The following is a 24,248-nucleotide window of genomic DNA, read 5'->3' as shown; positions in this document are numbered from 1 at the left end:
TGCCGGCTCACCCCTTCCCTTTAGGAGCAGTGAAATAAAACCGCTGTTCGTTACCTATTCGGCCGCCTCCCCGTTCAGTCCGATTATTTCCGTCCGCCCGTCCGCGGCCTGCCGCCGGAAGTTTCCCGATTATGCGTGGATAATGCTGCGTCCGCTGGAAAACACTAACCCCAAGGAATTCCTCCAACTTTCGGAAGAGAGGCGAATGGCATGGCGAACAAACAAGATCCGCCCGGGCAGCCCCGCGACGAGTCGCGCAGGCAGTTTCTCAAATATTCGGGCACCGCGATCGGCGGCGTCGTGGTCGGCGGCGTCATCGGCGGCCTGATCGGCGCGAACGCGAAGCAGACGAAGACCGGGGAGACGCCGCCGGCGGGGCAGACCGATCCCAATAAACCGGCGCAGACGGCGGACCGGGACTACAACCAAGCGCTGATGTACTTCAATCAAGACCAATTCCTCACGGCGGAGGCGGCCGCGGAACGCATCTATCCGAAGGATGAGTCGGGTCCCGGAGCGAAGGAGCTCGGCGTCGCTTTTTTCATCGACCATCAGATGGCCAGCTCCTACGGATTGAACGGACGCGAGTACATGAGCCCGCCGTTCTACAAGTCGGAGGCGACGCAGGGCTACCAGCTCTCCTTCAAGCGGCGGGAGCTGATCGCGCTCGGCCTGGACGCGCTCAGCTTGTACAGCAACGACAAGTATCAGAAGGGATTCCCGGATTTGGCGCCGGAGGAGCAGGACAAGGTGCTCGGGGATTTCGAGTCGGACGCGGTGCATTTGAAAGGCGTGCCGGCATCGACGTTCTTCAATTACTTCCTGAACCTGACGATCGAAGGCGTCTACGCGGATCCGCTATACGGCGGCAACAAAAACATGGGGGGCTGGCGCATGCGCAGCTTCCCGGGCAATCAGATGAGCTACATCAACGACATCGAGAAGGACGAGTTCGTCAAAATGGAGCCGTTAAGCCTGAGCGACCATTTGGAAATGGGTTAGGAGGAGGAAGCAGACTATGGCAACGAAACTTCCGAAAGTGCCGGTCGTCATCGTCGGCATGGGCTGGGTCGGCGGCATCATCGCCGCGGAGCTGACGAAGGCCGGCCATTCCGTGGTCGGCCTCGAGCGGGGCAAGAGCCGGAACACGCAGGATTATTTCCACGTGCACGACGAGCTGCGCTACGCGTCCCGGTACGAGCTGATGCAGGATCTATCCAAGGAAACGGTCACGTTCCGCAACTCGGACAAGCAGCGGGCTTTGCCGATGCGCAGCTACGGCTCGTTCCTGCTCGGCGAAGGGCTGGGCGGCGCGGGCGTGCATTGGAACGGCCAGTATTACCGGTTCCTGCCGTACGATTTCCAGATCCGCAGCAAGACGATCGAGCGCTACGGCGCCAAAAAAATTCCGGCCGGCATGGCGATCCGCGATTGGGGCATCACCTACGACGAGCTGGAGCCGTATTACGTGAAATTCGAGCAGATGGCCGGCATCGGCGGCGAACCGACGACCCAGCCGAACGTCGGGAAGATGTCCAAGGCGTTCCCGGTCGGCCCGATGAAGAAGACGCCCGGCATGAAGCTGTTCGAGGAATCGGCCAAGAAGCTCGGCTATCACCCGTACGTGATCCCCTCGGCCAACCTGACCGAGCAGTACAAGAATCCGGACGGGATCGAGCGGGCCGCCTGCCAATACTGCGGCTACTGCGAGCGCTTCGGCTGCGAATACGGCGCGAAGTCCGATCCCGTCGTCACGGTCATGCCCGTCTCCCAGAAGACGGGCAAGCTGGACCTCCGGACGCACTCGACCGTGACGGAAGTGCTGCACGACGGCACGAAGGCGACGGGCGTCCGCTACGTCAACACGCCGACCGGCGAAGAGTATATCCAGCCGGCGGACGTCGTCATTCTCGCGAGCTACTTGTTCTCCAACGTCCGGCTGCTGCTGCACTCCAAGCTCGGCCGGCCGTACGATCCGCAATCCGACACGGGCGCGGTCGGCCGCAACTACGCCTATCAGGTGAACGGCGCCAGCACGAACGTCATGTACGAGGACCGCGAATTCAACCTGGCGATGGGCGCGGGCGCGCTCGGCAGCAGCCTAGACGATTACAACGGCGACAATTTCGACCATGCGGACCTGAAGTTTCTGCACGGCGCGAACATCCGGTTCACGCAGACGGGGGCCAGGCCGATCCAATTCCAGCCCGCGCCGATGGGCACCGCCAAATGGGGGGCCGAGTTCAAGAAGCAAACGCTTCATTACGCGAACCGCGTGCTGACCGTGGCGGCGCAGGGCTCCAGCATGCCGTGGCGCCACCATTACCTCGATCTCGACCCGACCTACAAGGACGCGCTCGGCCTGCCGCTGATCCGGCTGACGTTCGATTTCGAAGACCAGGATCGCGAGCTCGTGAAATACATCGCCGGCAAAACGAAGGAAATCGCCGACGGAATGGGCGGCACGAAGACGGAGATTCACGACTCCATCAAGCAGTACAACATCGTGCCGTACCAGTCCACGCATAATACGGGCGGCGCCATCATGGGCAGCGATCCCAAGACGTCGGTCGTCAACAATTACCTGCAAATGTGGGACGCCCCGAACGTCTTCGTCGTCGGCGCCTCGGCGTTCTCGCATAACAGCGGGTTCAATCCGACGGCGACCGTCGGGGCGCTCGCGTACCGGGCGGCCGACGGCATCGCCAAATATATCGCGAAGCCGGGACCGCTCGCGTGAGCGGCGCGGAGAACGGCAAGCTGTCCGTGGATCGGGACCTGATCGCGCATTTGACGGAGCTGCGCAAGCGGCTCATCGTCGCGGCGGTCTGGTTCGTGCTCGCTTTGGCCGCCGGTCTCTACGTTTCGCCGCGCTTGCTGCATTTCGTCAAGACGCATCTCGGCTCGGTGAAGGTGGAATGGAGCGTCTTCTCGCTGTCCGACGGGCTGGCCGTCTATATGAAATGCGCGCTCATGGTCGGGCTGCTGCTGTCGCTGCCGGTATTCGTCTATCAGCTGTGGGCGTTCGCGCGGCCGGGCATGACGGAATCGGAAGCCAAAGCGACGCTGATGTACGTGCCGCTGTCGGTGCTGCTCTTCGCGAGCGGCGTGCTGTTCGGCTATCTCGTCGCCCTGCCGATGATGATCGCGTTCATGATCAAGCTCAACCGGTCGATCGGGGCGCAAGAGGTATACGGCATCCAGCATTACGTCTCCTTCCTCGTCAGCTTCCTGCTGCCGATGGGCATCGCGTTCGAGATGCCGCTCGTTCTGCTCCTGCTGACCCGCATCGGGCTGCTCACGCCGGGCAAGCTGAAGCAGGTCCGCAAGTTCGCGTACGTCGGCTTGGCGGTGCTGGGCTCGCTCATCTCGCCTCCCGACTTCGTCTCGCATCTGTCGGTGACGCTTCCGCTCATCCTGCTGTTCGAGATCAGCGCCTTCGTCAGCATCCGGTACTTCCGGAGAAGGGAGAAACGGGGGCTGAAGCCGGCGCTGCCGTAAGAGGACGCGGCAATCCATGTTTAAACCATCCGATTCGGGAAAGGAGGTCATCCGCATGTTCAACAACGTCGGCGTTTCCGGGCTGATCATCATTCTGGCCATCGCGCTCATCGTCTTCGGGCCGGCCAAGCTGCCTCAGCTCGGCCGCGCGTTCGGCGATACCCTTCGCGAATTCCGCAACTCCACGAAGGGCATCATAATCGATGATGCGACGGAAGAGAAGCAGCAGCCCGTCAAAGAATTGGAACAAGCCAAATAAGGAGAGATAACCGATGAACAACCGATTGCGCAAGGGCATCCTCACGTCCGCGCTCGTCTGCATGGCGGCGCTGGCGGTGACCGGCTGCGGCGGCAACAAGAACAACAACGCCGCCAACAACGGCGGCACGAACGCGGGTACGAACAACGGCGCGGGCACGAACGCGGGCACGAACGCGGGCGGCGGGGGCGCGCAGAACATTACGGTCAAGGCGACCAACTTCAAATTCGACCAAACCGAAATTCACGTGAAGCAGGGCGACAAAGTCACGGTCACGCTCGTCGACGAAGCCGGGTCCCACGGCTTCGCGATCCCGGATTTCAACGTCGACATCAAAGAAAACAACGGCACGGCGACCTTCACGGCCGACAAGGCGGGCGAGCATCCGTACAACTGCTCGGTCATGTGCGGCTCGGGCCACGCCAACATGGTCGGCAAACTGATCGTCGACTGACGGGACGTACGACCGAGAAACGCCGAATAAGCCCTTCCCGGTGCGGACGACGCTGCGGGAAGGGCTTATTCGGCGTGCAGGCGTTGCCGGCGGACGGCGCGGGGTTCGTTCCGGCGGATCGTCAGCACAGCTCCTTGATCTGCTTGGCGAGGTCCATCCGCTGCAGCTTCAGCTGCCAGATCAAGTCCCGGATGGCGGATTCCTCCTCCGTGCTGCCGGTTTGGCGCATCAGCGCGAACAATTCCATCATCTTATAGTTGATCGCGTTGAACTGGAGCCACAGCTGTTCCTTCGTCCGTTCGCGGACGGTTTCGTCGTAGGCGGCGTCCTTCTGCCGCAGCTCTTCCACGATTTCCGCCTGCCAAGCCCGGTCGCCGATCGCCCCCGCGAAATTGTACAAGTCCAAGTAGTCGTCGACCCATCGCCCGTTCCACTGCTCCTTCGTCATCATCCTCAACCCTCCCGCAGCGCATAGTCAGCTTGCTATTAAGATAACCGGATCGTTCCCGTTTGACACAATCCGCGACGGGTGGTAACGTTTAAACCAAAATCAGGGACAATCAGGGAGGGGAGCCGTACGTATGGGAACCATCGTTTCCGTTCACGCGTTCGACGACGAACAGGCCGCGGCGATCCGGGCGGCGCTGCCGGGGCATGCGTTCGTGCAAGCCGCGGGGCTCGGCGAAGCGCAAGCGAGGGAGCTGCTGAAATCCGCCGAGATCATCCTCGGGTGGAACCGGGACGTGAAAAAGACGCTCTTTACCGAGGGCATCGCGCTGAAATGGCTGCAAAACATGGGAGCCGGCATCGACCATCTGCCGCTTGACCGCGTCAAGGAGCTCGGCATCGTCGTCACCAATGCATCGGGCGTGCATCCGTTCCAAATCTCGGAATCGATCTTCGCCATGCTGCTGTCGCTGACCCGCGGGGTGCATCGCGCCGTGCGCAGCCAGCTCGAGGCCCGATGGCAGCCCTCGCCGCGGCTCGGGGAAGCGCACGGCCGGACGATCGCCATCCTCGGCGTCGGCGCGATCGGGCTGGAGACGGCCAAGATCGCCAAAGCCTTTCAAATGAAGGTGCTCGGCATCCGCCGCACGGAAGGCGCCGCCGAATACGTGGACGAGATGTACGGCATGGACCGCTTGAACGACGTGCTGGCGCGGAGCGACTACGTCGTCAACTGCCTGCCGCTGACGGACGCGACGCGCGGCTTGATCGGCGCCGCCCGGTTCGACGCCATGAAATCCACGGCCTATTACTTGAATATCGGACGCGGCGGCACGACCGACACCGAAGCGCTGGTGGAGGCGCTCCGAAGCGGCGGCATCGCCGGCGCCGGCCTGGACGTGTTCGAGCAGGAGCCGCTGCCGGAAGATCATCCGCTGTGGGGGCTGGACAACGTGATCCTGACCCCGCACGAGGCGGGCAGCACGGACGTCTACACGGCCCGCGCGCTGGAGATCGTGCTCGAGAACCTGGCCCATTACGGCGCGCATGGCGCGCCGGTTCGCAACCTGGTCGACCTGCGCGCGCAATATTGAAGCGAGCGGCGGACGACGTCCAAGACCGTACGGCTGCCTGGAAATGTTCCGGCAGGGTGTACGGTCCTTTTATTTTCTGCTATTCTTTTGATGTACTAGGCCTTGATTCGACTAGGACCATAGACACCTAAATTTTTCATAAAAAAAGATCTTAATGCTGTGCAACATTCGACAGGACGCGTCCGTCTGTTATGTTGCAAGAGGGGGGATCCTCCGTGGTAGAGCCAGGCCTGATCAAAGCCGCGCAAGCCGGCGATGGCGAAGCTCTTATTACTCTGTTGCGCCAAATCGAAAATCACGTATACCGTACCGCGTATTATATCGTCAACAACGAACAGGACGCGATGGATGCCGCCCAAGAAGCCCTTATCCGCATTTATACCAAGATCGGCACGTACGAGGAAAAGGCGCAGTTCAAAACCTGGGTCCAACGGATCGTGACGAATATTTGCATCGATAAGTTCCGGAGAAACAAACCGACCGTGTCCATCGAGGAACACGAGATGGTGTTTCAGGATCAGCATACCGTCGAGGACGAAGTCATGTCGTCGTACACCGCGCAGGATATCCGCAAGGCGATCGACAAGCTGCCGGAGCATCACCGGGCGGTCGTCGTGCTGCGGTACCTGCAGGACTTCTCTTACAACGAAATCGCGGATTCGCTCGATTTGCCGCTGAATACCGTCAAATCCTATTTATTCCGGGCAAGGCAGCAGCTGCAGACCTACCTGCACGACTATCAGAGAGGAGGTGTCCGAGGATGAATTGTCAAGAGGTGATGGACTATATGCAACGACAGCTGGACGGGGACCTGGACGAACGGGAAACCGAAATCTTGATGAATCATACGCGGCATTGCTCCGAGTGCGCGGCGATGTTCGAACGGTTGAAGCGGCTGTCCGAGGGATTGGAAAGCTTGCCGAAGGTAACCCCCAGCTACAGCTTGGTCGACGCGATCTTGCCGAAGCTCGCGGAGCTGTCGGCGGCCGAAGAGGCGCGGACCGCAGAGCCGCCGCCTATCGTCGTTGCCGGCGAAGGGACGAACCCTCCGCGACGGACGCAGAAGAGCGGGGACGGCTGGCGCCGCTGGCTGCCGATGTCCGCGGCGGGCGGCGTCATCGCGGCCGGCGTCATCGTCGGCATGTTCTTCCTGAGCAGCAACGGCACGCATACGCTGCGCGACAGCGCGGACAGCGGCAATATGGCCGCTTCGTCCGATACCGCGTCCAGCGCGGATAGCACGGTGATGAGCAATGCCATGAAGGACAACGACGCGGCGGCCGACGCCGGTTCGGACGGCGGCGCCGCGTCGAAGAACGACGCGGGCGTCTCGACGCAGGGCGCGGACAAGAGCAAGGCGGCGAACGACGGCGGAGGCGAGCTGCGCAAGGATCAGAAGATCGCCGTCGATCCGAACGGCGAAGCGATGCCGCCGATTACGGGCGGACGGAGCTCCGGCGGAGCGGATGCCGATAAGTCTTACTCGCCGAATTACGCGACCGGCTCTTCGGGTGCGGGCGATACCGCGAGCGGCGGCGGCAACGCGCCGGCGGCCGAATCGGATCAGACCATGAGCGCCGCGGGCGGCGGCGTCGCGGCCGACAAAGCGAGCAATGGCGGGGGCAATGCGTCCGCGCTAGCGCCGGATAACAACAAATCCGCCTCGAGCGAGCCGCCCGTGATGGCTTCGCCGATTTCGCCCGACAAGCAGTACCAGGCGTTCATCGTGGACGGGGATACGGTGAGCGTGTATACCGTCGGCGACAGCGAGCTGAAGTACCAGAGCGCCAAACGGACCGGCATCGCCGATCTCAAGTGGTCGAACGACGACAAGCTGACGTACACGGCGATCGACGCGGACGGCGTCAAGAAGACGTTCGCCGTCGATCCGAAGACGGGGACGGAGCAGACGCAATCTAGCAAATAATGCATTTACCCAAGCACACATGACGTGACATTCGCGTATGGTGTAGAGAAGAAAGCGTCATGCGACGATCGAGAAAGCCTTGACGTCCGTATGACCATTCGCAGCCGGTACCATGGACCCGCGCTCGCGAGTGTTTATATAGATGTTCGGGGACAAAGGGATGGGGCGAAGCGGCCCCATCCCTTTGTTGCGTTTTAGCCGGAATGGCGCTATCGTTAACATGATCGGTACGGAGGAGGCGAGCGGATGGACGCGAAGGAAGCCGCGAAGGAATGGAAAGCCGGGCGATTCCGGCCCGTTTACGTGTTATATGGGAAAGACCGCTACCGGATGCGGCAGTTCGTCGAGGCGCTGACGGAGAAGCTGTTGCCGGCGGAAGAGCGCGAGCTCGGCATCGTGAAGTACGACATGTCGGAGACGCCGGTCGAGGAAGCGGTCGCGGAGGCGGATACGCTGCCGTTCTTCGCGTCGCGCAAGCTGGTGCTCGTACGGGATGCGTCCGTGCTTGCGGCGGCCCAGGGCAAGGAAGCGAAGCTCGAGCACGGCACGGAGGCCTTGGTCGCGTATCTGAAGCAGCCTTGCGAGACGAGCGTTCTCGTGTTCCAGGTGATGGCGGAGAAGCTCGACGAGCGCCGCAAGGTCGTGAAGCTGCTGAAGGAGCAGGACGCGCTGATCGCCTTCCAGGAGCTGCAGGAGAACGAGCTGCTTCAATGGACGGTCAAGCGCGCGGAGGAGCAGGGCCGCTCGCTGGATCGCGATGCCGCGCAGCTGCTGCTCGCCCGCACCGGCACGAACATGCAGCAGCTGGCGCACGAGGTGGACAAGCTCTGCCTGCACGCCGGCCACGGCGGCGCCATCTCGGGCGCGGACGTCGAAGCGCTGATCGCGTCGACGGTCGAGGAGGACGTCTTCGCGCTGATCGACGCGATGGCGTCGCTGAACGTGGAGAAGGCGCTGAAGCTGTACGCCGAATTGCTGCTGCGCCGGGAAGAGCCGATCAAGATCGCGGCGCTGATCGCCCGGCAGTTCCGGGTCATGCTGCAGGTGAAGGAGCTGGAGCAGCGCAACTACTCGCAGCAGCAGATGGCCGGCCAGATCGGCTTGCACCCGTACGCCGTCAAGCTGGCGGCCGAGAAAGCGAGGCGCTTCTCCGCGCAAACGCTGGGCCGACACCTGAGCAAGCTGGCGGAGCTGGATTACGGCATGAAGACGGGCCGGGTAGACAAAACGCTCGGCTTGGAGCTGTTCCTGCTGTCGCTCGCCGCGTAACCGGCGGCGAGCGCGGCGGCCGGTACCGGCGGATCGAAGCCCGCCGGTATGCGGCGTTGGCGGCTTGCGCGGAAACGTTAAAAAAGTCCTGCCCGTTCGCCGAAGCGAGCGGGCAGGACTTTTATGGGTTTGAATTAGGCTTGAGCGCTCAGCGCGTTCAGCTTCTTAGCCAGACGCGACTTTTTGCGAGCAGCTGCATTTTTATGGATCAGGCCTTTCGTTACGGCTTTGTCCAGCTTTTTCGTAGCGACGATCAGAGCTGCTTTGGCAGCTTCCACATCGGTAGCGACGACAGCTTGGTCGGCAGCTTTAACGGCCGTGCGAAGCGCGGATTTTTGAGAAGCGTTCAGAGCGCGGCGTTTCTCGATCGTCTTCACGCGTTTTACAGCGGATTTGATGTTTGGCATTGCATTCACCTCCCGTAAAAAAGGGAAACCCCTTTGTAACAAACACAACTTGACATAGTTTATCATGGGCAGGGACAAAATGCAATAGCGCGCTCGGGCTTGTTCGCCTCTCCGGGGGCTCCCGAACCGCATAATTTTTCCCGGGCTTCCGCAAACTAAGACCATTCGAAAATGGAAGGAGCGCCCTTATTGCATGGATGACCTGGATTTGGAACGCTTTAACGTCGGCATCGACTTGGCGCTGGAAGCGAAGGAGCTTGCGGAATCGGCCGGCAACGGGCCGATCCCCGGCGTCGTGTCCGAGGTGTCGGACGATGACGGCATCAAGATTACCCGGCTCGACGTCACGACGGAGGAAGGCTCGCGCATCATGGGGAAAATGATCGGCCACTACGTCACCTTCGAAGTGCCCGAGCTGCGCAAGCAGGACACGGGCCTGCAGGACCGGGTCGCGACGAAGCTGGCGCAGGAGTTCGCGGCGTTCCTGGAGCGCATCAACGTGCCGAAGACCGCCAACGTGCTCATCGTCGGCCTCGGCAACTGGAACGTGACGCCCGACGCCCTCGGGCCGATCGTGGTCGAGAACACGCTCGTGACCCGGCACTTTTTCGAGCTCATGCCGAACGAGGTCGCGCCCGGCTACCGCAACGTCAGCGCGGTCGCGCCCGGGGTGCTCGGCATTACCGGCATCGAATCCAGCGACATCGTGCAGGGCATCGTCGACCGCTCGAAGCCCGACCTCATCATCGCCATCGACGCGCTGGCGTCCAAGGCGCTCGAGCGGGTCAACACGACGATCCAGATCGCCGATACCGGCATCCATCCCGGCTCCGGCATCGGCAACAAGCGGCGCGGGCTGACGAAGGACATTCTCGGCGTGCCCGTCGTGGCGATCGGCGTGCCCACCGTGCTGTACGCCTCGACGATCGTCAGCAACAGCATCGACCTCATGCGGGAGCACTTGAAGAAGCACGCCAATCAGGCGACGGACGGATTCATGGGGCTGCTGGACTCCATCGACGAGAACGAGCGGCTGCTGCTCGTCCGCGAAGCGCTCGGGCCGCTCGGCCACGATCTGCTCGTCACGCCGAAGGAAATCGACCAGTTCATCGAGGACATCGCCAACATCGTGGCGAGCGGTTTGAACGCGGCGCTTCACGAAGCCGTCGACAAGTCCAACGTGGCCGCCTACACGCACTGACCGGCTCCGCCTTGCGCCGAATGCGCGAGGAGGGCCGGCCGCCGGCATAACGTACCGCCATCCGCCCTTCGGCCTCGCGCCGGAGGGCTTTTCCGCGCGGGACGGCGCCCGCGAATCTAGCAAGCTAGCAGTCTCGCAGTCTCGCGGGTAATCTAGCGTCTACTAAACTTCCGGTTCTAGCAATCCGCTCGTCCTCATAAGATGGAATCAGGCTTGAAAACGGGCGATGCACCGAAAACGGGAACCGGGAGGAACGAACGCAATGAAACGTATCATAATGACGCTCAATATCGGACGAAGCAGCCTGCGGCTCAGGCAGCTGCTGGTGGCCGGCCGCACCTTTGCCCTGCTGTCATTAGGATCGATGGTCCTTGTCCTCGTTGTCGGCGTCGGCGTCATCGTGCAGCAGCGCGCCTCGACTTCGCCGGTCGCGTCCATGAAAGGATTCGCGGCGTCGGTTTCGAACGGCTTGTTCTCGGACATGCTCGCGATGGAAATGCCCGGAACCGCCAAAGCGGACGTGCAGCCGGCCATCTCCGGCCATCAGATCGGCAGCTTTCTCGTCCGGCTGCTGACGGACATCAATCCGGACGATCCGAAGAGCCTGCTGGCCAGCCAGTATCCCGGCCTGGAGGGGGAGAAGACGACCCTGCTTCAGGGCGGATCCGGCACGGACGCGTCGGTCGGACCCGAGGATCACGAGACGGTAACGGCGAGCGAAGGCGCCGGTGCCGAAGGGGCGGACGACGCGCCGGACGGGTTGTCCGACGCCGACCGGCCGGATCACGATCCGGGCGACATCGGCGGCGCGGACGGCGGCGCGACGGGCGATGGCGGCGCGGATCCGGCGGAGGATGCCGGGAGCGGGGGCGACGCCCCGGCAGTGCCGGCAGATCCGGCGAAGCCGACGACCGGCGGACGCAACGTCGTGTTCATTTACCACTCCCATGCCCGGGAGTCGTGGTTCCCGGAGATCAAGAGCAAGAAGACGGCGGAATCCTCGACCCGGAACATTACGATGCTCGGCTCGCGGCTTGCCGACCAGCTCGAAAAGCTGGGCGTCGGCGCGCTCCATTCCGCGACGGATTACCCGACCGCGGTTAAAAACTACAATTGGCTCCTATCCTATAAATATTCGAAGCAGTCGGTGCTCACGGCGATGTCGTCCAACAAGAACCTGAAGTTTTTCTTCGATATTCATCGCGATTCGCAGCACCGCAAGGAAACGACCGCGACGATCAACGGGCTGGACTACGCGCAGGTGTTCTTCATCATCGGGCACGGCAATGCGGATTGGAAGAAGAACGAGGCGTTCGCGAGCGAGATTCACGAAGCGCTCGAGAAAAAGTATCCCGGCCTCTCGCGCGGCATCTGGGGCAAAACGACGGCCAACGGGAACGGCGAATACAACCAGTCCCTCGCGGCGGACAGCGTGCTGATCGAGATCGGCGGCGTGGACAATACGCTCAAGGAGTCGTACCGGACGGTCGACGCGCTCGCGAAGGTCATCGCGGACCTGTACTGGAAGGACGAGAAAGTCATCGCTCCGCCCGCGGCGGCGAACAAATAAAGCGGATTCGAGAAGGGGGAAAAGGCTATGCGTCGGCAAACCATCAAAACGGCCTTTGTCGGAGGCGCGGTCGCGCTGATCGTCCTGTTCGGCATCGACATCGCGACGAGCGGCATCGAGCGCATCAACGGTCCCGTGGACACGATCCGGTCGGCGCTGCCGGGCATGACGGCAGCGACGGGCACGTCGGGAGCGACGGGGACGACGGGGTTGTCGGGCTCATACGGGGAGGACCGGTCCCAAGCACAGGGCGATGCCCTGCTGCCCGAGCGCGATGTCGTGATCGCGCCTGTGCCGCAGATGACGGTTCAAGACGCGCAGCACGGCCGGACGGAAGAGGAGATCCGCCGCGAATACGAGCGGAAGCTGCAGGAGGAGCTGGCCAAGCGGCTGCCGGGCCTGCCGGCGGCGGGAAGCCAATCGACCGTCAACCAGGTCGCCGACGGCACGGCCGGCGTGCTGCAGTCCATTTCGGCGAAGGGCATTCGCCTGGTCGTCTCGTTTTTCGAGAAGGTGACGGATTGATGGGCTTGGCCCGAACTGGTATAATACAATGATGATTAGCATTTAGGTACCTCTGGGGGTTAAGCATGTCTGACGTACGCGAACGACAAAAACGAATCAGGAACTTCTCCATCATTGCCCATATCGATCACGGCAAATCGACGCTGGCCGACCGGATACTCGAATATACCGGCGCGCTCTCGTCCCGGGAAATGCAGGAGCAGGTGCTCGACCAGATGGATCTGGAGCGCGAGCGCGGCATTACGATAAAGCTGCAGGCCGTCCGGCTCGGCTACAAAGCCGACGACGGCGAAGAGTATATTTTGAATTTGATCGACACGCCGGGGCACGTCGACTTTACATACGAGGTTTCCCGCAGCCTCGCGGCCTGCGAAGGCGCGCTGCTCGTCGTGGACGCGGCGCAGGGCATCGAGGCGCAGACGCTGGCGAACGTTTATCTGGCGCTCGACAACAATCTCGAGATCATCCCGGTGCTTAATAAGATCGACCTTCCGAGCGCGGAGCCGGAGCGCGTCAAGCAGGAGATCGAGGACGTCATCGGCCTCGACGCCAGCGACGCGGTGCTGGCTTCCGCGAAGGCCGGCATCGGCATCAAGGACATCCTGGAGCAGGTCGTCACCAAAGTGCCGGCACCGGCGGGCGATCCGGACGAGCCGCTGAAGGCGCTCATTTTCGACTCGCATTACGATCCGTACAAGGGCGTCATCGTCTACGTGCGCGTCATCGACGGCAGCATCAAGGCCGGCAAGAAGATCCGCTTCATGGCGACGGGCGCGGAGTTCGAAGTCATCGAGGTCGGCGCCTTCATGCCGCGCATGGGCATCGTCGGCGAGCTGGCGGTCGGCGACGTCGGCTTCGTCGTCGCGGGCATCAAGAACGTGAAGGACACGCGCGTCGGCGATACGATCACGGACGCGAAGCGGCCGGCGCCCGAAGCGCTGCCAGGCTACCGCAAGATCAACCCGATGGTGTTCTGCGGCCTGTACCCGATCGAAACGCAGGATTACAACGATCTGCGCGACGCGCTGGAGAAGCTCGAGCTGAACGACGCGTCTCTCCGCTACGAGGCGGAATCGTCGACGGCGCTCGGCTTCGGCTACCGCTGCGGCTTCCTCGGCCTGCTGCATATGGAGATCATCCAGGAGCGGATCGAACGGGAATTCAACATTCCGCTCATCACGACGGCGCCGAGCGTTATTTACCGCGTCACGCTGACGAACGGCGACGTGCTCGAGATCGACAACCCGTCCAACTATCCGGAGGTCGGCAAGATCGAATACGTCGAGGAGCCGTACGTCAAGGCGGCCATCATCGTGCCGAACGATTACGTCGGGGCCATCATGGAGCTCTGCCAGAACAAGCGCGGCGAGTTCGTGAACATGGAGTACCTGGACACGAACCGCGTCACCATCACGTACGACATGCCGCTGTCCGAGATCGTCTACGACTTCTTCGATCAGCTGAAGTCCAGCACGAAGGGCTACGCGTCCTTCGATTACGAGCTGTCGGGCTACCGCCAATCGAAGCTGGTCAAGATGGACATCATGCTCAACAACGAGCAGGTCGACGCCCTGTCCGTCATCGTGCACCGCGACCGCGCCTACAACCGCGGCCGGATCATCTGCGAGAAGCTGAAGGAACTCATTCCGCGCCAAATGTTCGAGGTGCCCGTCCAGGCATCGATCGGCAACAAGGTCATCGCCCGCGAGACGGTCAAGGCGATGCGGAAGAACGTTCTCGCCAAGTGCTACGGCGGCGACATCAGCCGGAAGCGGAAGCTGCTCGACAAGCAGAAGGAAGGCAAGAAACGGATGAAGCAGGTCGGCAGCGTCGAGGTGCCGCAGGAAGCGTTCATGGCGGTGCTGAAGATCGACGAGGATTAATGCGGCGTCGAAGAGCCAGCTTGCGGCCGGTAAGGGTCTCCGCTCGCTTTCGCAGGCGGATGTCATTCATTCGATCTGCGCGATTCGAAGCGGAAATCCGCCGACAAAGGCGACCGCTTCAGGTGAATGGCTTGCGTGCATTGTCGGAGGACGAGGAACGCAGCGTTCGCCTGCATCGCAAGCCTTTGCCATGCCGCAGCTCCTTGCCGGCCTCCGGCCCAACTCAACGCAGCCTTCTTAAGGGAGCAACTGAGCTCCCTTGTTTTTATTTTTCAAGGAAGCCTTAAAAGAAAGCTTAATTAGGTAAGATGTGAGCATTGGAGGAAAGACATTATGCTGATGCACGCGCCGAGGGCGCTTTACATTCATATCCCGTTCTGCACGAACAAGTGCCATTATTGCGATTTCACGTCCTACGTGCTGAAAGGACAGCCCGTCGATGCGTATCTCGACGCGCTGGAGCAGGAGATGGTCCGTACCGCCGAGGCGCTGGCGCCGGAGGAGATCCGGACGGTCTTCGTCGGAGGCGGGACGCCGACGGTGCTGACGCCGCCGCAGATGGAGCGGTTCCTGGCGTCGGTGAAGCGGCATTTCCCGATCCGGCCGGACGCGGAGTTCACGATGGAAGCGAATCCGGGCACGACGGATTTGGAGAAGCTGCAGGCGATGCGCGAAGGCGGCGTGAACCGGATCAGCTTCGGCGTCCAGTCGTTCGACAACGGGTTGCTGGAACGGATCGGCCGGATCCATAACGCGGACGACGTCTACCGCAGCATCGAGAACGCGCGGACGGCCGGCGTCGACAATCTGTCGATCGACCTGATGTTCGGCCTGCCGGGCCAGACGGTCGAGCTTCTGTCGGACAGCGTTTCGAAGGCGCTGGCGCTCGGGCTGCCGCATTATTCGCTCTACGGCCTGAAGGTCGAGGAGAACACGTTGTTCCACGCCTTGTACGAACGCAACGAGCTGCCGCTGCCTCCGGAGGAGGACGAGCTCGCGATGTACATGCTGCTCATCGAGCGGCTGACGGGCGCGGGCTACGGCCACTACGAGATCAGCAATTTCGCGAAGCCGGGCTTCGAGAGCCGGCACAACATCACGTATTGGCGCAACGAGCCGTATTACGGCCTCGGCGCCGGCGCCCACGGCTACGCGCGCGGGGAGCGCCACGTCAACATCAAGGGCATCCAGCCGTATCTCGACGCGGCGGCGGCCCGGCTTCCGCGGCTCGAGACGAACGGCGTGTCCGAGGATGAGGCGATGGAAGACTTCATGATGGTCGGCCTGCGCATGCTGAAGGGCGTGCGGGAGAACGATTTCGCCCTGCAGTTTCCGGGGCGGACGATCGAGGGCGTCTTCGGCGAGGCCATTCGGCGGCTGTTGAAGCAAGGCTTGATCGAAACGATCGAGGAAGACGGCGGACAAGGCTACCGGCTGTCCAAGCCGGGCATCCCGCTCGGCAACGAAGTGTTCGGCGCGTTCCTGGCGTAGGCGAAGCCGATTCCGGGGCGCGCGTTTTCCATTGAAATAGGTCTTGTTTATCCATGCACGTTGTTGTATATTTATTCGTATTAAATCCTTGCAGAAATTGGCATGGCGAGAGGGTGTTGCAAGAGCGATGGAAGCAAAAGCGATTGAAGCGGTATGCAGACGAGCGACCGAGGACGATATAGACACATTGGCGGAATTGATAGCCGGCTACGCCGCGAAGGGAATTATGCTGCCGCGCTCGCGCGAGACGCTGAAGCGCCAGATCGACACCTTCGTCGTCGCCGAAATCGGGGACGAAATCGTCGGGTGCGGGTCGCTGACGCGGCTCGGAACCGACCTGGTCGAGGTCCGCTCGCTCGGCATTTCAGAGGGCTACAAGGGGCTCGGCATCGGCAGCAAGCTGGTGGATCAGCTGATTTACGAAGCGAAGCGGCAAGGGATTCCGAAGATCATGGCATTGACGTACGAGGTGCGGTTTTTCGAGAAGAACGGCTTCGCCGTCGTGAACAAGGAAATTTTCCCGGAGAAGGTTTGGACCGACTGCGTGAACTGCCCGAAGCAGCATGCGTGCGACGAAATAGCGGTGCTCAAAATGCTGAACTGACTTGACAATTGCCAAGTTGGTTTGGTATTTTTGTAGTAATGATTAGCACTCAACGCTATCGAGTGCTAACGAGGGCGAGAACGACGAAGACCGGACGCCGCATGGCGGTTTGCACTGCGAATAGGAGGGACTGCGATGTTATCGGATCGGCAGCGCATGATTTTGAACGTCATCATCGACGATTATATCCGCTCGGCGGAGCCAATCGGTTCGCGCAGCATTTCGAAGCGAAGCGACGTCAGCTACAGCCCGGCGACGATTCGCAACGAAATGGCTGATTTGGAGGAGCTCGGCTACCTCGAACAGCCCCATACCTCGGCAGGACGGGTGCCCTCGATCAAGGGCTACCGGTATTACGTCGACCATCTCGTCAAACTGGGAGAAGTGTCCGAACGGGAGCTGCATTTGGTCCGCTCGTATTTTACCGAGAAAATGAACCAAATGGAGCAAATCATTCAGCACGCGGCGATGATTCTGTCGAACATGACGAATTATACGAGCATCGTGCTCGGACCGGAGACGTTCACGACGTCGCTGAAGCATTTTCAACTGGTGCCCCTCAGCGAGGATTCGGCCGTGGCGATCATCGTCACGAACACCGGACACGTCGAGAACCGCACCATCTCGCTCCCGCCCGACATGAATATGGAAGAAATGCAGCAGGCGGTGAACATCTTGAACGCCAAGCTGGTCGGCGTTCCGCTCGTCCGCCTGAAATCGAAATTGCACTCGGAAGTCGGTCAGGAGCTCGGCCGCTACGCGGACCAGTTCGAGCGGCTGCTCGGCATTCTCGACGAGACGATGACGAGCGACAACGATCACCGCGTCTTCATGAGCGGCACGACGAACATGCTCACCCAGCCGGAATTCAAGGACGTCGACAAAGTGAAGACGCTCCTGGATTTGCTGGAAGAAACGCCTACGATCATGCAGATGTTCAATGCGCTTCCAAGCGGTATTCAAGTCCGCATCGGGACGGAAAATACGCATGAGGCGATCAACAACTGCAGCCTGATCACGGCGACGTATTCCGTCGAGGGCAAATCGCTGGGCACGATCGGCATTTTGGGACCGACCAGGATGGATTACGGCAAGGTCATCAGCCTGCTGGACATTTTGTCGAAGGACATGGCCGTGCTGCTCGGCCGCTGGTACAAGTAACGCTTCGCCATCCGGCGGGGCGGACCGAGCCAAATCACGAGGATGGATTTTAATAGGAGGTGTCAACTCGCGTGTCTGTGCATGAACGGCATACGGATGAGGAACCTAAGCAAGAGATGGACGCCGCTTCGGCGGAGGAACAGGAAACCGCAAGCGAGCCGGCGCCGGAAGTCGATATTCCGGATGCCGGCGAGGCGGACGGACGCATCGCCGAGCTGACGAAGCTCGCCGACGAGAATCAGCAGCGCTATTTGCGCGCGCAGGCGGATTTCGACAATTTCCGCCGCCGCACCGCGAAAGAACGGGAAGAGCTCGCGCAGTACGCGTCGATGAAGCTCGTCGGCCAGCTGCTGCCGGTCGTCGACAACTTCGGCCGCGCGATCGAAGCCGCGAAAGCGGGCGGCGACGTGGAGTCGTTCTCCAAAGGCGTGGAGATGATCTTCCGCCAATTGGAAGGCGTGCTCGAAGCCGAAGGCTTGAAGCCGATGAACGCCGTCGGCCAGCCGTTCAATCCCGAGTTCCACCAGGCGATCATGCAGGTGGAGTCCGACGAGCACGAAGAAGGCATCGTCGTCGAAGAAGTCCAACAGGGCTTCATGCTGAAAGATAAAGTCCTGCGTCCCGCAATGGTGAAAGTAAGCGGGTAAGCGCCGGCTGCCTCTATTCATTTCCTAAGTATAAGGGAGGATTTCTAGTTATGAGCAAAGTAATCGGTATCGACCTTGGAACCACCAACTCCTGCGTCGCGGTCATGGAGGGCGGCGAAGCCGTCGTCATCCCGAACCCGGAAGGCAACCGCACGACGCCGTCCGTCGTCGGCTTCAAGAAGGACGGCGAGCGCATCGTCGGCGAATCCGCGAAGCGCCAAGCCATCACGAACCCGGACCGCACGATCATCTCGATCAAGCGTCACATGGGCACGAACCACAAGGAAGTCATCGACGGCAAGGACTTCTCGCCGCAAGAGATTTCCGCGATCATCCTGCAGAAGCTGAAAGCCGACGCCGAAGCCTACCTCGGCCAAACGGTGACGCAAGCGGTCATCACCGTGCCGGCTTACTTCAACGACAGCCAGCGCCAAGCGACGAAGGACGCGGGCAAAATCGCCGGCCTCGACGTGCTCCGGATCGTCAACGAGCCGACGGCCGCCGCGCTCGCGTACGGCCTTGAAAAATCAGAAGACCAAACGATTCTCGTCTACGACCTCGGCGGCGGCACGTTCGACGTCTCGATTCTCGAGCTCGGCGACGGCTTCTTCGAAGTCAAAGCGACGAGCGGCGACAACCGCCTCGGCGGCGACGACTTCGACCAAGTCATCATCGATTACCTCGTGTCCGAGTTCAAAAAAGAGCACGGCATCGACCTGTCCAAGGACAAAGCGGCCGTTCAGCGTCTGAAAGACGCGGCGGAGAAAGCGAAGAAGGAATTGTCCGGCGTGCTGACGTCGACGATTTCCCTCCCGTTCATCACGATGGTCGACGGCGTGCCGCAGCACTTGGAGCTGAGCTTGACCCGCGCGAAATTCGAAGAGCTCTCCGCGGCTCTCGTGGAACGCACCCTCGGCCCTACGCGCCAAGCGCTTAGCGACTCGGGCTTGTCCCCGAGCGACATCGACAAGGTCGTCCTCGTCGGCGGCTCCACGCGGATTCCGGCCGTGCAAGACGCCGTGAAGAAGCTGATCGGCAAAGAGCCGCACAAAGGCGTGAACCCGGACGAAGTCGTCGCCCTCGGCGCGGCGGTGCAAGCGGGCGTCCTGACGGGCGACGTCAAAGACGTCGTGCTCCTCGACGTTACGCCGCTCTCTCTCGGCATCGAAACGGCCGGCGGCGTGTTCACGAAGATGATCGACCGCAACACGACGATCCCGACGTCGAAGTCGCAAGTGTTCTCCACGTACGCGGACAACCAGCCGAGCGTCGAGATTCACGTTCTGCAGGGCGAGCGCCAAATGGCCGCCGGCAACAAGACGCTGGGCCGCTTCACGCTGGGCGATATCCCGCTGGCGCCGCGCGGCGTGCCGCAAATCGAAGTCACGTTCGACATCGACGCGAACGGCATCGTCAACGTATCCGCGCTTGACAAAGGCACGGGCAAGAGCCAAAAAATCACGATTACGTCCTCCGGCGGCTTGTCGGACGAAGAAATCGATCGTATGATGAAAGATGCCGAGCTGAACGCGGAAGAAGACCGCAAGCGCCGCGACTTGGTCGAAGCGAAGAACAGCGCGGACCAGCTGGTCTACTCCGTCGACAAGACGATCAAAGATCTCGGCGACAAAGTCGACGCCGGCGAAATCGCGAAAGCGAACGAAGCGAAGGAAAAAGTGACCACGGCGCTCGCGACGGACGACGTGGAGCAAATCAACGCGGCCGCGCAAGAGCTGACGGAGATTATCCAGCAGCTGTCGGTGAAGCTGTACGAGCAAGCCCAAGCGGACGGCGGCGCGCAAGGCGCGGGTCCGGAAGCGGGCGGCGCGCAAGGCGGCGGCAAAGACAACGTGGTCGATGCCGACTACGAAGTCGTCGACGACAAGAAATAAGCTTCGCGACAATACGAATGCGGTTGGCTTAGCGTAAACGGTGCGCCGTCCTTGAATCACGGACGGCGCAGCCGTTTTTCGTGTGATTACGGGAGGTTGCGGGGAACGCGCGCTCATGGCGGCGCCCGGACGAGGCGCGCGCACGGCGATCGGCGGAGCGCCTGCCGTTCAGGAGTGGGCAACCAGCGGAAATAGGAGACGGGGTGACGGATTTTTGGCTAAACGGGATTATTACGAAGTGCTCGGCGTAGACAAAGGCGCGAACGAAGACGAAATCAAGAAGGCGTACCGGAAGCTGGCTCGCCAGTACCATCCGGACGTGAACAAGGAAGCGGACGCGGAAACGAAGTTCAAGGAAGTCAAGGAAGCGTACGACGTGCTGAGCGACGATTCCAAGCGCGCGACGTACGACCAGTACGGGCACGTCGACCCGAACCAGGGCTTCGGCGGCGGAGGCGGCGCGGATTTCAACGGCGGTTTCGGGGACATCTTCGACATGTTCTTCGGCGGCGGCGGCCGGCGCGATCCGAACGCGCCGCAGCGCGGCAACGATCTGCAGTACACGATGACCATCGAATTCAAGGAAGCCGTCTTCGGCAAAGAAACCGAGATCACGATTCCGCGCACCGAGAACTGCGACACGTGCGCGGGCTCCGGCGCCAAGCCGGGCACGAAGCCGGAAACCTGCTCCGTCTGCCGCGGCACCGGCCAGCAGGAAGTCGTGCAGAACACGCCGTTCGGCCGCATGGTCAACCGCCGGGCATGCTCGAACTGCAGCGGCACGGGCAAAGTCATCAAGGACAAATGCCCGACCTGCCACGGCGCGGGCAAAGTCAAGAAAACGCGCAAAATCAACGTGAAAATTCCCGCGGGCGTAGACGAAGGCGCGCAAATCCGCCTGTCCGGCGAAGGCGAGGGCGGCACGCGCGGCGGCCCGGCCGGCGACCTCTACATCGTGATTCGCGTCAAGCCGCACGATTTCTTCGAGCGGGAGAACGATGACATCTACTGCGAGGTGCCGCTGACGTTCGCGCAGGCGGCGCTCGGCGACGAGATCGAAATTCCGACGCTGAACGAGAAAGTGAAGCTGAAGATTCCGGCCGGCACGCAGACGGGGACATACTTCCGCCTCAAGGGCAAAGGCGTTCCGCGCCTGCGCGGCTACGGCACGGGCGATCAGCACGTCAAGGTGACGGTCGTGACGCCGACCAGCCTGAGCGAAGAGCAGAAGGAGCTGTTCCGCCAATTGGCCGGCGGCGCGGGCGGCGTCAGCGAGGTGCAGCACGAGCACCACGAGACGATTTTCGAGAAAATGAAAAAAGCGTTCCGCGGCGACTGACGCCGCGCGGCGCCAGGCATAGAATCGCGCCCGTTGGTTTATGCTAACCTTCGTGTTCATTTCATTTCACGCATGAAGGAGCCCGACGACGATGAGCGAAAACCTGGAAAAGCAAAATTTCGGCGACCTGCCGATCGGCAAAAACGAAGACGTGGAGTTTTCGGAGGAGCAGGCGGACGATGCCGACCGCATCGCGATGAAGCGCGCGGAAGAAGCGGACGCCCGGGCGCAGGCGAAATCGACGCAGCAAGCGCAGCGCCTGCTGTAGGGCGGGCGAGCGGCCATGACGACGATCCGCGCGACGTTCGACGACGGCGGCCGGGCGCGGGAGGCGCAGCATAAGCTGCAGTTTCTGCGCGTCGACGGCATCGACGAAAGCTCCGACGGCACCTCCTGGACCGCGACGCTCGACGACGAGCTCGTCGAGCGCGCGATTCATCTCGTCCGCCAAACCGGCGGCACGGTCGAGCTGTAACCCATACGCGATAGCGCGAAAGCCGGATGTTCGGACCCCAGCGGTCCGGGCATCCGGCTTTTTCGTTCGGGGCGCCTCGGGGACCGCCGCCTATCATCATCGGAGCGGGAAGGCCTGTTTTGTGAAGAAGCGGCAACTAGTGTAGAATAGACGTCATAGGTTTGCGTATACGCAGGCAGCATACCGATGATATTCAGGGGGAACGGAACGCGTGAAATGGCATGAATTGACGATCAATACGACGGAAGAGGCAATCGAAATGATTTCCAACTTCCTGCATGAAATGGACGCGGACGGCGTATCCATTGAAGAATCGGGCACGCTCAACAAACCGCGCGACACGTCGCTCGGCCAGTGGTACGAGCATCCGCTGAACGACATTCCCGAAGGACGGGCGGTCATCAAAGGGTATTTCTCCGAGCTCGACGCGGACGTCGACGCGCTTGTCGCGCAGCTTCCGCCGCGCATCGACGAGCTGCGGGAATTCGGCATCGATCCGGGCGACTATGCGATCACGACGGCGCTCGTCGACGAAGAGGATTGGGCCAACGCGTGGAAGCAGTATTTCAAGCCGATCCGCGTGACGGAACGGTTGACGATCAAGCCGACGTGGGAGGACTATGTCCCATCCCCGGACGAACGCATTATCGAGCTGGATCCCGGCATGGCGTTCGGCACGGGCACCCATCCGACGACGGCGCTTTGCCTGCGGACGCTGGAATCCGTCATCCGGGGCGGCGAGGAAGTCATCGACGTCGGCACGGGCTCGGGCATCCTGGCCATCGGCGCGATGCTGCTCGGGGCGAAGCGCGTGCTGGCGCTCGATCTCGATCCGATCGCCGTCTCCTCGGCGACGGAGAACAGCCGGTTGAATCGGCTGGAGAACGACGTTCAGGTGCATCTGAGCGACCTGCTCGGCGTGTTGAAAAGCCAGGAAGAAGGCGGGAACGGGGTATCGCTCAACGTGACGGTGCCGGTCGATCTGGTCGTCGCGAATATTCTCGCGGAGATCATCCTCCTGTTCATCGACGACGTCTATGCGGCGCTTAAGCCGGGCGGCACGTACATCGCGTCCGGGATTTTCAAGAACAAGGAAGAAGCGGTGGCCGAAGGGCTGGAAGCCGCGGGCTTCGCGATCGTCGACCGCCAGCGCGACCAGGACTGGATCGCGTTCGTGGCGAAGAAGCCGGAGTAAGGGCGTAAAGGGTAAGCGGATAGAAAGACTTGTCGAGGGAACAGAGGGCGGGCGACATTCGAAATTTCAACCCGCCCGTCTATTATCCTGCCAAGAAACGCTTCCGTCGTCGCTCTGCGCGGCTAAGCGAATCGATCGATTTAGGAGGCTGAAGCGTGTCGCAATTTTTGTGGTACCCGCTTAAGGATCTGCCCTTTATTTTTCTCGTTCTGATGATCGCGTTCACGGTCCATGAATTCGCGCATGCGTTCAGCGCATATAAGTTCGGCGACAGGACGGCGTACGACGCGGGGCGCGTCACGCTCAATCCGAGAGCGCATCTGGACGTGCTCGGGACGATTCTGCTGCTCGTCGCGGGCTTCGGCTGGGCGAAGCCGGTTCCGGTCAATCGGGGGAAGTTCAAGTACCCCCGGCTGATGGGTATCGTCGTGTCGGCGGTCGGACCGCTCAGCAACCTGCTGATTGCCGTCCTCGGCATCATCGCGGTCTATATCGTCAACGAAACGGGCTATCTGAGCACGGCCTCGCACGGCGTGCAGCAAGCGATCGGGCATTTCTCCTATTATCTCATTACGATTAACATCCTGCTGTTCCTGTTCAACTTGATCCCGGTTCCGCCGCTCGACGGCTACCGGATCATTCAGGATCTCGTTCCGCTTCAGGTCAGGTACCGGATGGACCAGCTGGCCCACTGGGGCATCTTTCTGTTCCTGCTGATCGTGTTCATTCCCGCGCTGCGGAGCAATACGCTGGATCCGTTATTTTCGTTCTGGGTCGATATCTTCCTGTTCGTTTGCCGCAGGTGCGAGCTTGTTTTCGATCCCGTGAATTGGCCGCTTCTTTGGACCGATTTTTTTGCGAGTTCCATGTAATCCGCGAGCCCGCTGGTAAATCTTTTGCCCGCTGG

25 protein-coding genes are annotated in these 24,248 nt (G+C 61.4%); 23 read left to right on the top strand and 2 right to left on the bottom strand.

Going from position 1 to position 24,248, the window contains the following annotated elements; genetic code table 11:
- The first annotated feature begins 210 nt into the window (after positions 1-210).
- From I8J29_RS20010 to I8J29_RS19990, 5 genes are read left to right on the top strand one after another with little or no spacing between them, the layout of a single operon-like run.
- Entirely contained in the window at positions 211-1,002 is a 792-nt protein-coding gene (locus I8J29_RS20010) for a gluconate 2-dehydrogenase subunit 3 family protein (protein ID WP_208849274.1), read from the top strand.
- 16 nt (positions 1,003-1,018) lie between these two features.
- Positions 1,019-2,740, top strand: a complete 1,722-nt coding sequence (locus I8J29_RS20005) for a GMC family oxidoreductase (RefSeq protein ID WP_208849273.1) — start codon at positions 1,019-1,021, stop codon at positions 2,738-2,740.
- Positions 2,737-3,501, top strand: a complete 765-nt coding sequence (gene tatC / locus I8J29_RS20000; protein ID WP_338113241.1) for a twin-arginine translocase subunit TatC — start codon at positions 2,737-2,739, stop codon at positions 3,499-3,501. The genes I8J29_RS20005 and tatC overlap by 4 nt, the downstream gene beginning before the upstream one ends.
- A gap of 55 nt (positions 3,502-3,556) precedes the next feature.
- Positions 3,557-3,760, top strand: a complete 204-nt coding sequence (tatA, locus tag I8J29_RS19995; protein WP_090638560.1) for a twin-arginine translocase TatA/TatE family subunit — start codon at positions 3,557-3,559, stop codon at positions 3,758-3,760.
- 13 nt (positions 3,761-3,773) lie between these two features.
- A complete protein-coding gene (locus I8J29_RS19990) occupies positions 3,774-4,214 on the top strand; it encodes a cupredoxin domain-containing protein (RefSeq protein ID WP_240546344.1) in 441 nt (146 codons plus the stop codon).
- A gap of 121 nt (positions 4,215-4,335) precedes the next feature.
- Here the strand turns inward: I8J29_RS19990 and I8J29_RS19985 are convergent, their stop codons facing one another.
- Positions 4,336-4,665 carry a hypothetical protein gene (locus I8J29_RS19985; RefSeq protein ID WP_208849272.1) on the bottom strand — a complete coding sequence of 110 codons (330 nt, stop codon included), beginning with the start codon at positions 4,663-4,665 and terminating at the stop codon, positions 4,336-4,338.
- A gap of 130 nt (positions 4,666-4,795) precedes the next feature.
- Between I8J29_RS19985 and I8J29_RS19980 the strand changes: the two genes are divergently transcribed.
- From I8J29_RS19980 to holA, 4 genes are all read left to right on the top strand, one after another.
- On the top strand, positions 4,796-5,755 hold the full coding sequence (locus I8J29_RS19980) for a D-2-hydroxyacid dehydrogenase (protein WP_208849271.1): 960 nt from the start codon (positions 4,796-4,798) through the stop codon (positions 5,753-5,755).
- A gap of 215 nt (positions 5,756-5,970) precedes the next feature.
- Entirely contained in the window at positions 5,971-6,519 is a 549-nt protein-coding gene (locus tag I8J29_RS19975; protein ID WP_208849270.1) for an RNA polymerase sigma factor, read from the top strand.
- Complete coding sequence (locus I8J29_RS19970) at positions 6,516-7,682, top strand: zf-HC2 domain-containing protein (protein ID WP_208849269.1); 1,167 nt, start codon at positions 6,516-6,518, stop codon at positions 7,680-7,682. Before I8J29_RS19975 ends, I8J29_RS19970 begins: the two co-directional genes overlap by 4 nt.
- A 246-nt stretch (positions 7,683-7,928) precedes the next feature.
- A complete protein-coding gene (gene holA, locus I8J29_RS19965) occupies positions 7,929-8,951 on the top strand; it encodes a DNA polymerase III subunit delta (protein ID WP_208849268.1) in 1,023 nt (340 codons plus the stop codon).
- 134 nt (positions 8,952-9,085) lie between these two features.
- On the opposite strand, the gene rpsT is transcribed toward holA, so the two are convergent.
- Positions 9,086-9,358 carry a 30S ribosomal protein S20 gene (rpsT, locus tag I8J29_RS19960; RefSeq protein ID WP_090638546.1) on the bottom strand — a complete coding sequence of 91 codons (273 nt, stop codon included), beginning with the start codon at positions 9,356-9,358 and terminating at the stop codon, positions 9,086-9,088.
- 193 nt (positions 9,359-9,551) lie between these two features.
- Between rpsT and gpr the strand changes: the two genes are divergently transcribed.
- From gpr to I8J29_RS19890, 14 genes are all read left to right on the top strand, one after another.
- Positions 9,552-10,559, top strand: coding sequence for a GPR endopeptidase (gene gpr / locus I8J29_RS19955; RefSeq protein WP_090638542.1), 1,008 nt, complete (start codon positions 9,552-9,554; stop codon positions 10,557-10,559).
- Positions 10,560-10,821: 262 nt separating this feature from the next.
- The gene (spoIIP, locus tag I8J29_RS19950) at positions 10,822-12,129 is read left to right on the top strand and encodes a stage II sporulation protein P (RefSeq protein WP_208849267.1); all 1,308 of its coding nucleotides are present in this window, start codon (positions 10,822-10,824) and stop codon (positions 12,127-12,129) included.
- Positions 12,130-12,156: 27 nt separating this feature from the next.
- Positions 12,157-12,654, top strand: coding sequence for a hypothetical protein (locus tag I8J29_RS19945; RefSeq protein ID WP_208849266.1), 498 nt, complete (start codon positions 12,157-12,159; stop codon positions 12,652-12,654).
- Positions 12,655-12,719: 65 nt separating this feature from the next.
- Positions 12,720-14,537 (top strand): translation elongation factor 4, encoded by a 1,818-nt coding sequence (lepA, locus tag I8J29_RS19940; protein ID WP_208849265.1) that lies wholly within the window; start codon positions 12,720-12,722, stop codon positions 14,535-14,537.
- 333 nt (positions 14,538-14,870) lie between these two features.
- Positions 14,871-16,028 (top strand): radical SAM family heme chaperone HemW, encoded by a 1,158-nt coding sequence (gene hemW / locus I8J29_RS19935; RefSeq protein ID WP_208849264.1) that lies wholly within the window; start codon positions 14,871-14,873, stop codon positions 16,026-16,028.
- A 127-nt stretch (positions 16,029-16,155) separates the two neighbouring features.
- Positions 16,156-16,632, top strand: a complete 477-nt coding sequence (locus I8J29_RS19930; RefSeq protein ID WP_208849263.1) for an N-acetyltransferase — start codon at positions 16,156-16,158, stop codon at positions 16,630-16,632.
- 135 nt (positions 16,633-16,767) lie between these two features.
- Positions 16,768-17,793, top strand: a complete 1,026-nt coding sequence (gene hrcA, locus I8J29_RS19925; protein ID WP_208849262.1) for a heat-inducible transcriptional repressor HrcA — start codon at positions 16,768-16,770, stop codon at positions 17,791-17,793.
- A 71-nt stretch (positions 17,794-17,864) separates the two neighbouring features.
- On the top strand, positions 17,865-18,440 hold the full coding sequence (gene grpE / locus I8J29_RS19920) for a nucleotide exchange factor GrpE (RefSeq protein WP_420831138.1): 576 nt from the start codon (positions 17,865-17,867) through the stop codon (positions 18,438-18,440).
- 50 nt (positions 18,441-18,490) lie between these two features.
- A complete protein-coding gene (gene dnaK / locus I8J29_RS19915) occupies positions 18,491-20,332 on the top strand; it encodes a molecular chaperone DnaK (protein ID WP_208849261.1) in 1,842 nt (613 codons plus the stop codon).
- Between the two features lie 214 nt (positions 20,333-20,546).
- The gene (gene dnaJ, locus I8J29_RS19910) at positions 20,547-21,671 is read left to right on the top strand and encodes a molecular chaperone DnaJ (RefSeq protein ID WP_208849260.1); all 1,125 of its coding nucleotides are present in this window, start codon (positions 20,547-20,549) and stop codon (positions 21,669-21,671) included.
- Between the two features lie 91 nt (positions 21,672-21,762).
- On the top strand, positions 21,763-21,939 hold the full coding sequence (locus I8J29_RS19905; protein WP_208849259.1) for a YfhD family protein: 177 nt from the start codon (positions 21,763-21,765) through the stop codon (positions 21,937-21,939).
- Between the two features lie 15 nt (positions 21,940-21,954).
- Positions 21,955-22,146, top strand: coding sequence for a hypothetical protein (locus I8J29_RS19900; protein ID WP_090638519.1), 192 nt, complete (start codon positions 21,955-21,957; stop codon positions 22,144-22,146).
- 211 nt (positions 22,147-22,357) lie between these two features.
- On the top strand, positions 22,358-23,341 hold the full coding sequence (prmA, locus tag I8J29_RS19895; protein WP_208849258.1) for a 50S ribosomal protein L11 methyltransferase: 984 nt from the start codon (positions 22,358-22,360) through the stop codon (positions 23,339-23,341).
- 155 nt (positions 23,342-23,496) lie between these two features.
- On the top strand, positions 23,497-24,213 hold the full coding sequence (locus I8J29_RS19890) for a site-2 protease family protein (protein WP_338113239.1): 717 nt from the start codon (positions 23,497-23,499) through the stop codon (positions 24,211-24,213).
- Positions 24,214-24,248: the final 35 nt, after the last annotated feature.

Origin of the sequence: Paenibacillus artemisiicola, assembly GCF_017652985.1 — a bacterium.
Classification (GTDB): domain Bacteria; phylum Bacillota; class Bacilli; order Paenibacillales; family Paenibacillaceae; genus Paenibacillus_Z; species Paenibacillus_Z artemisiicola.
The sequence above is the reverse complement of the archived record's forward strand: the minus strand, read 5'-3'. Positions and strand labels throughout refer to the sequence as shown.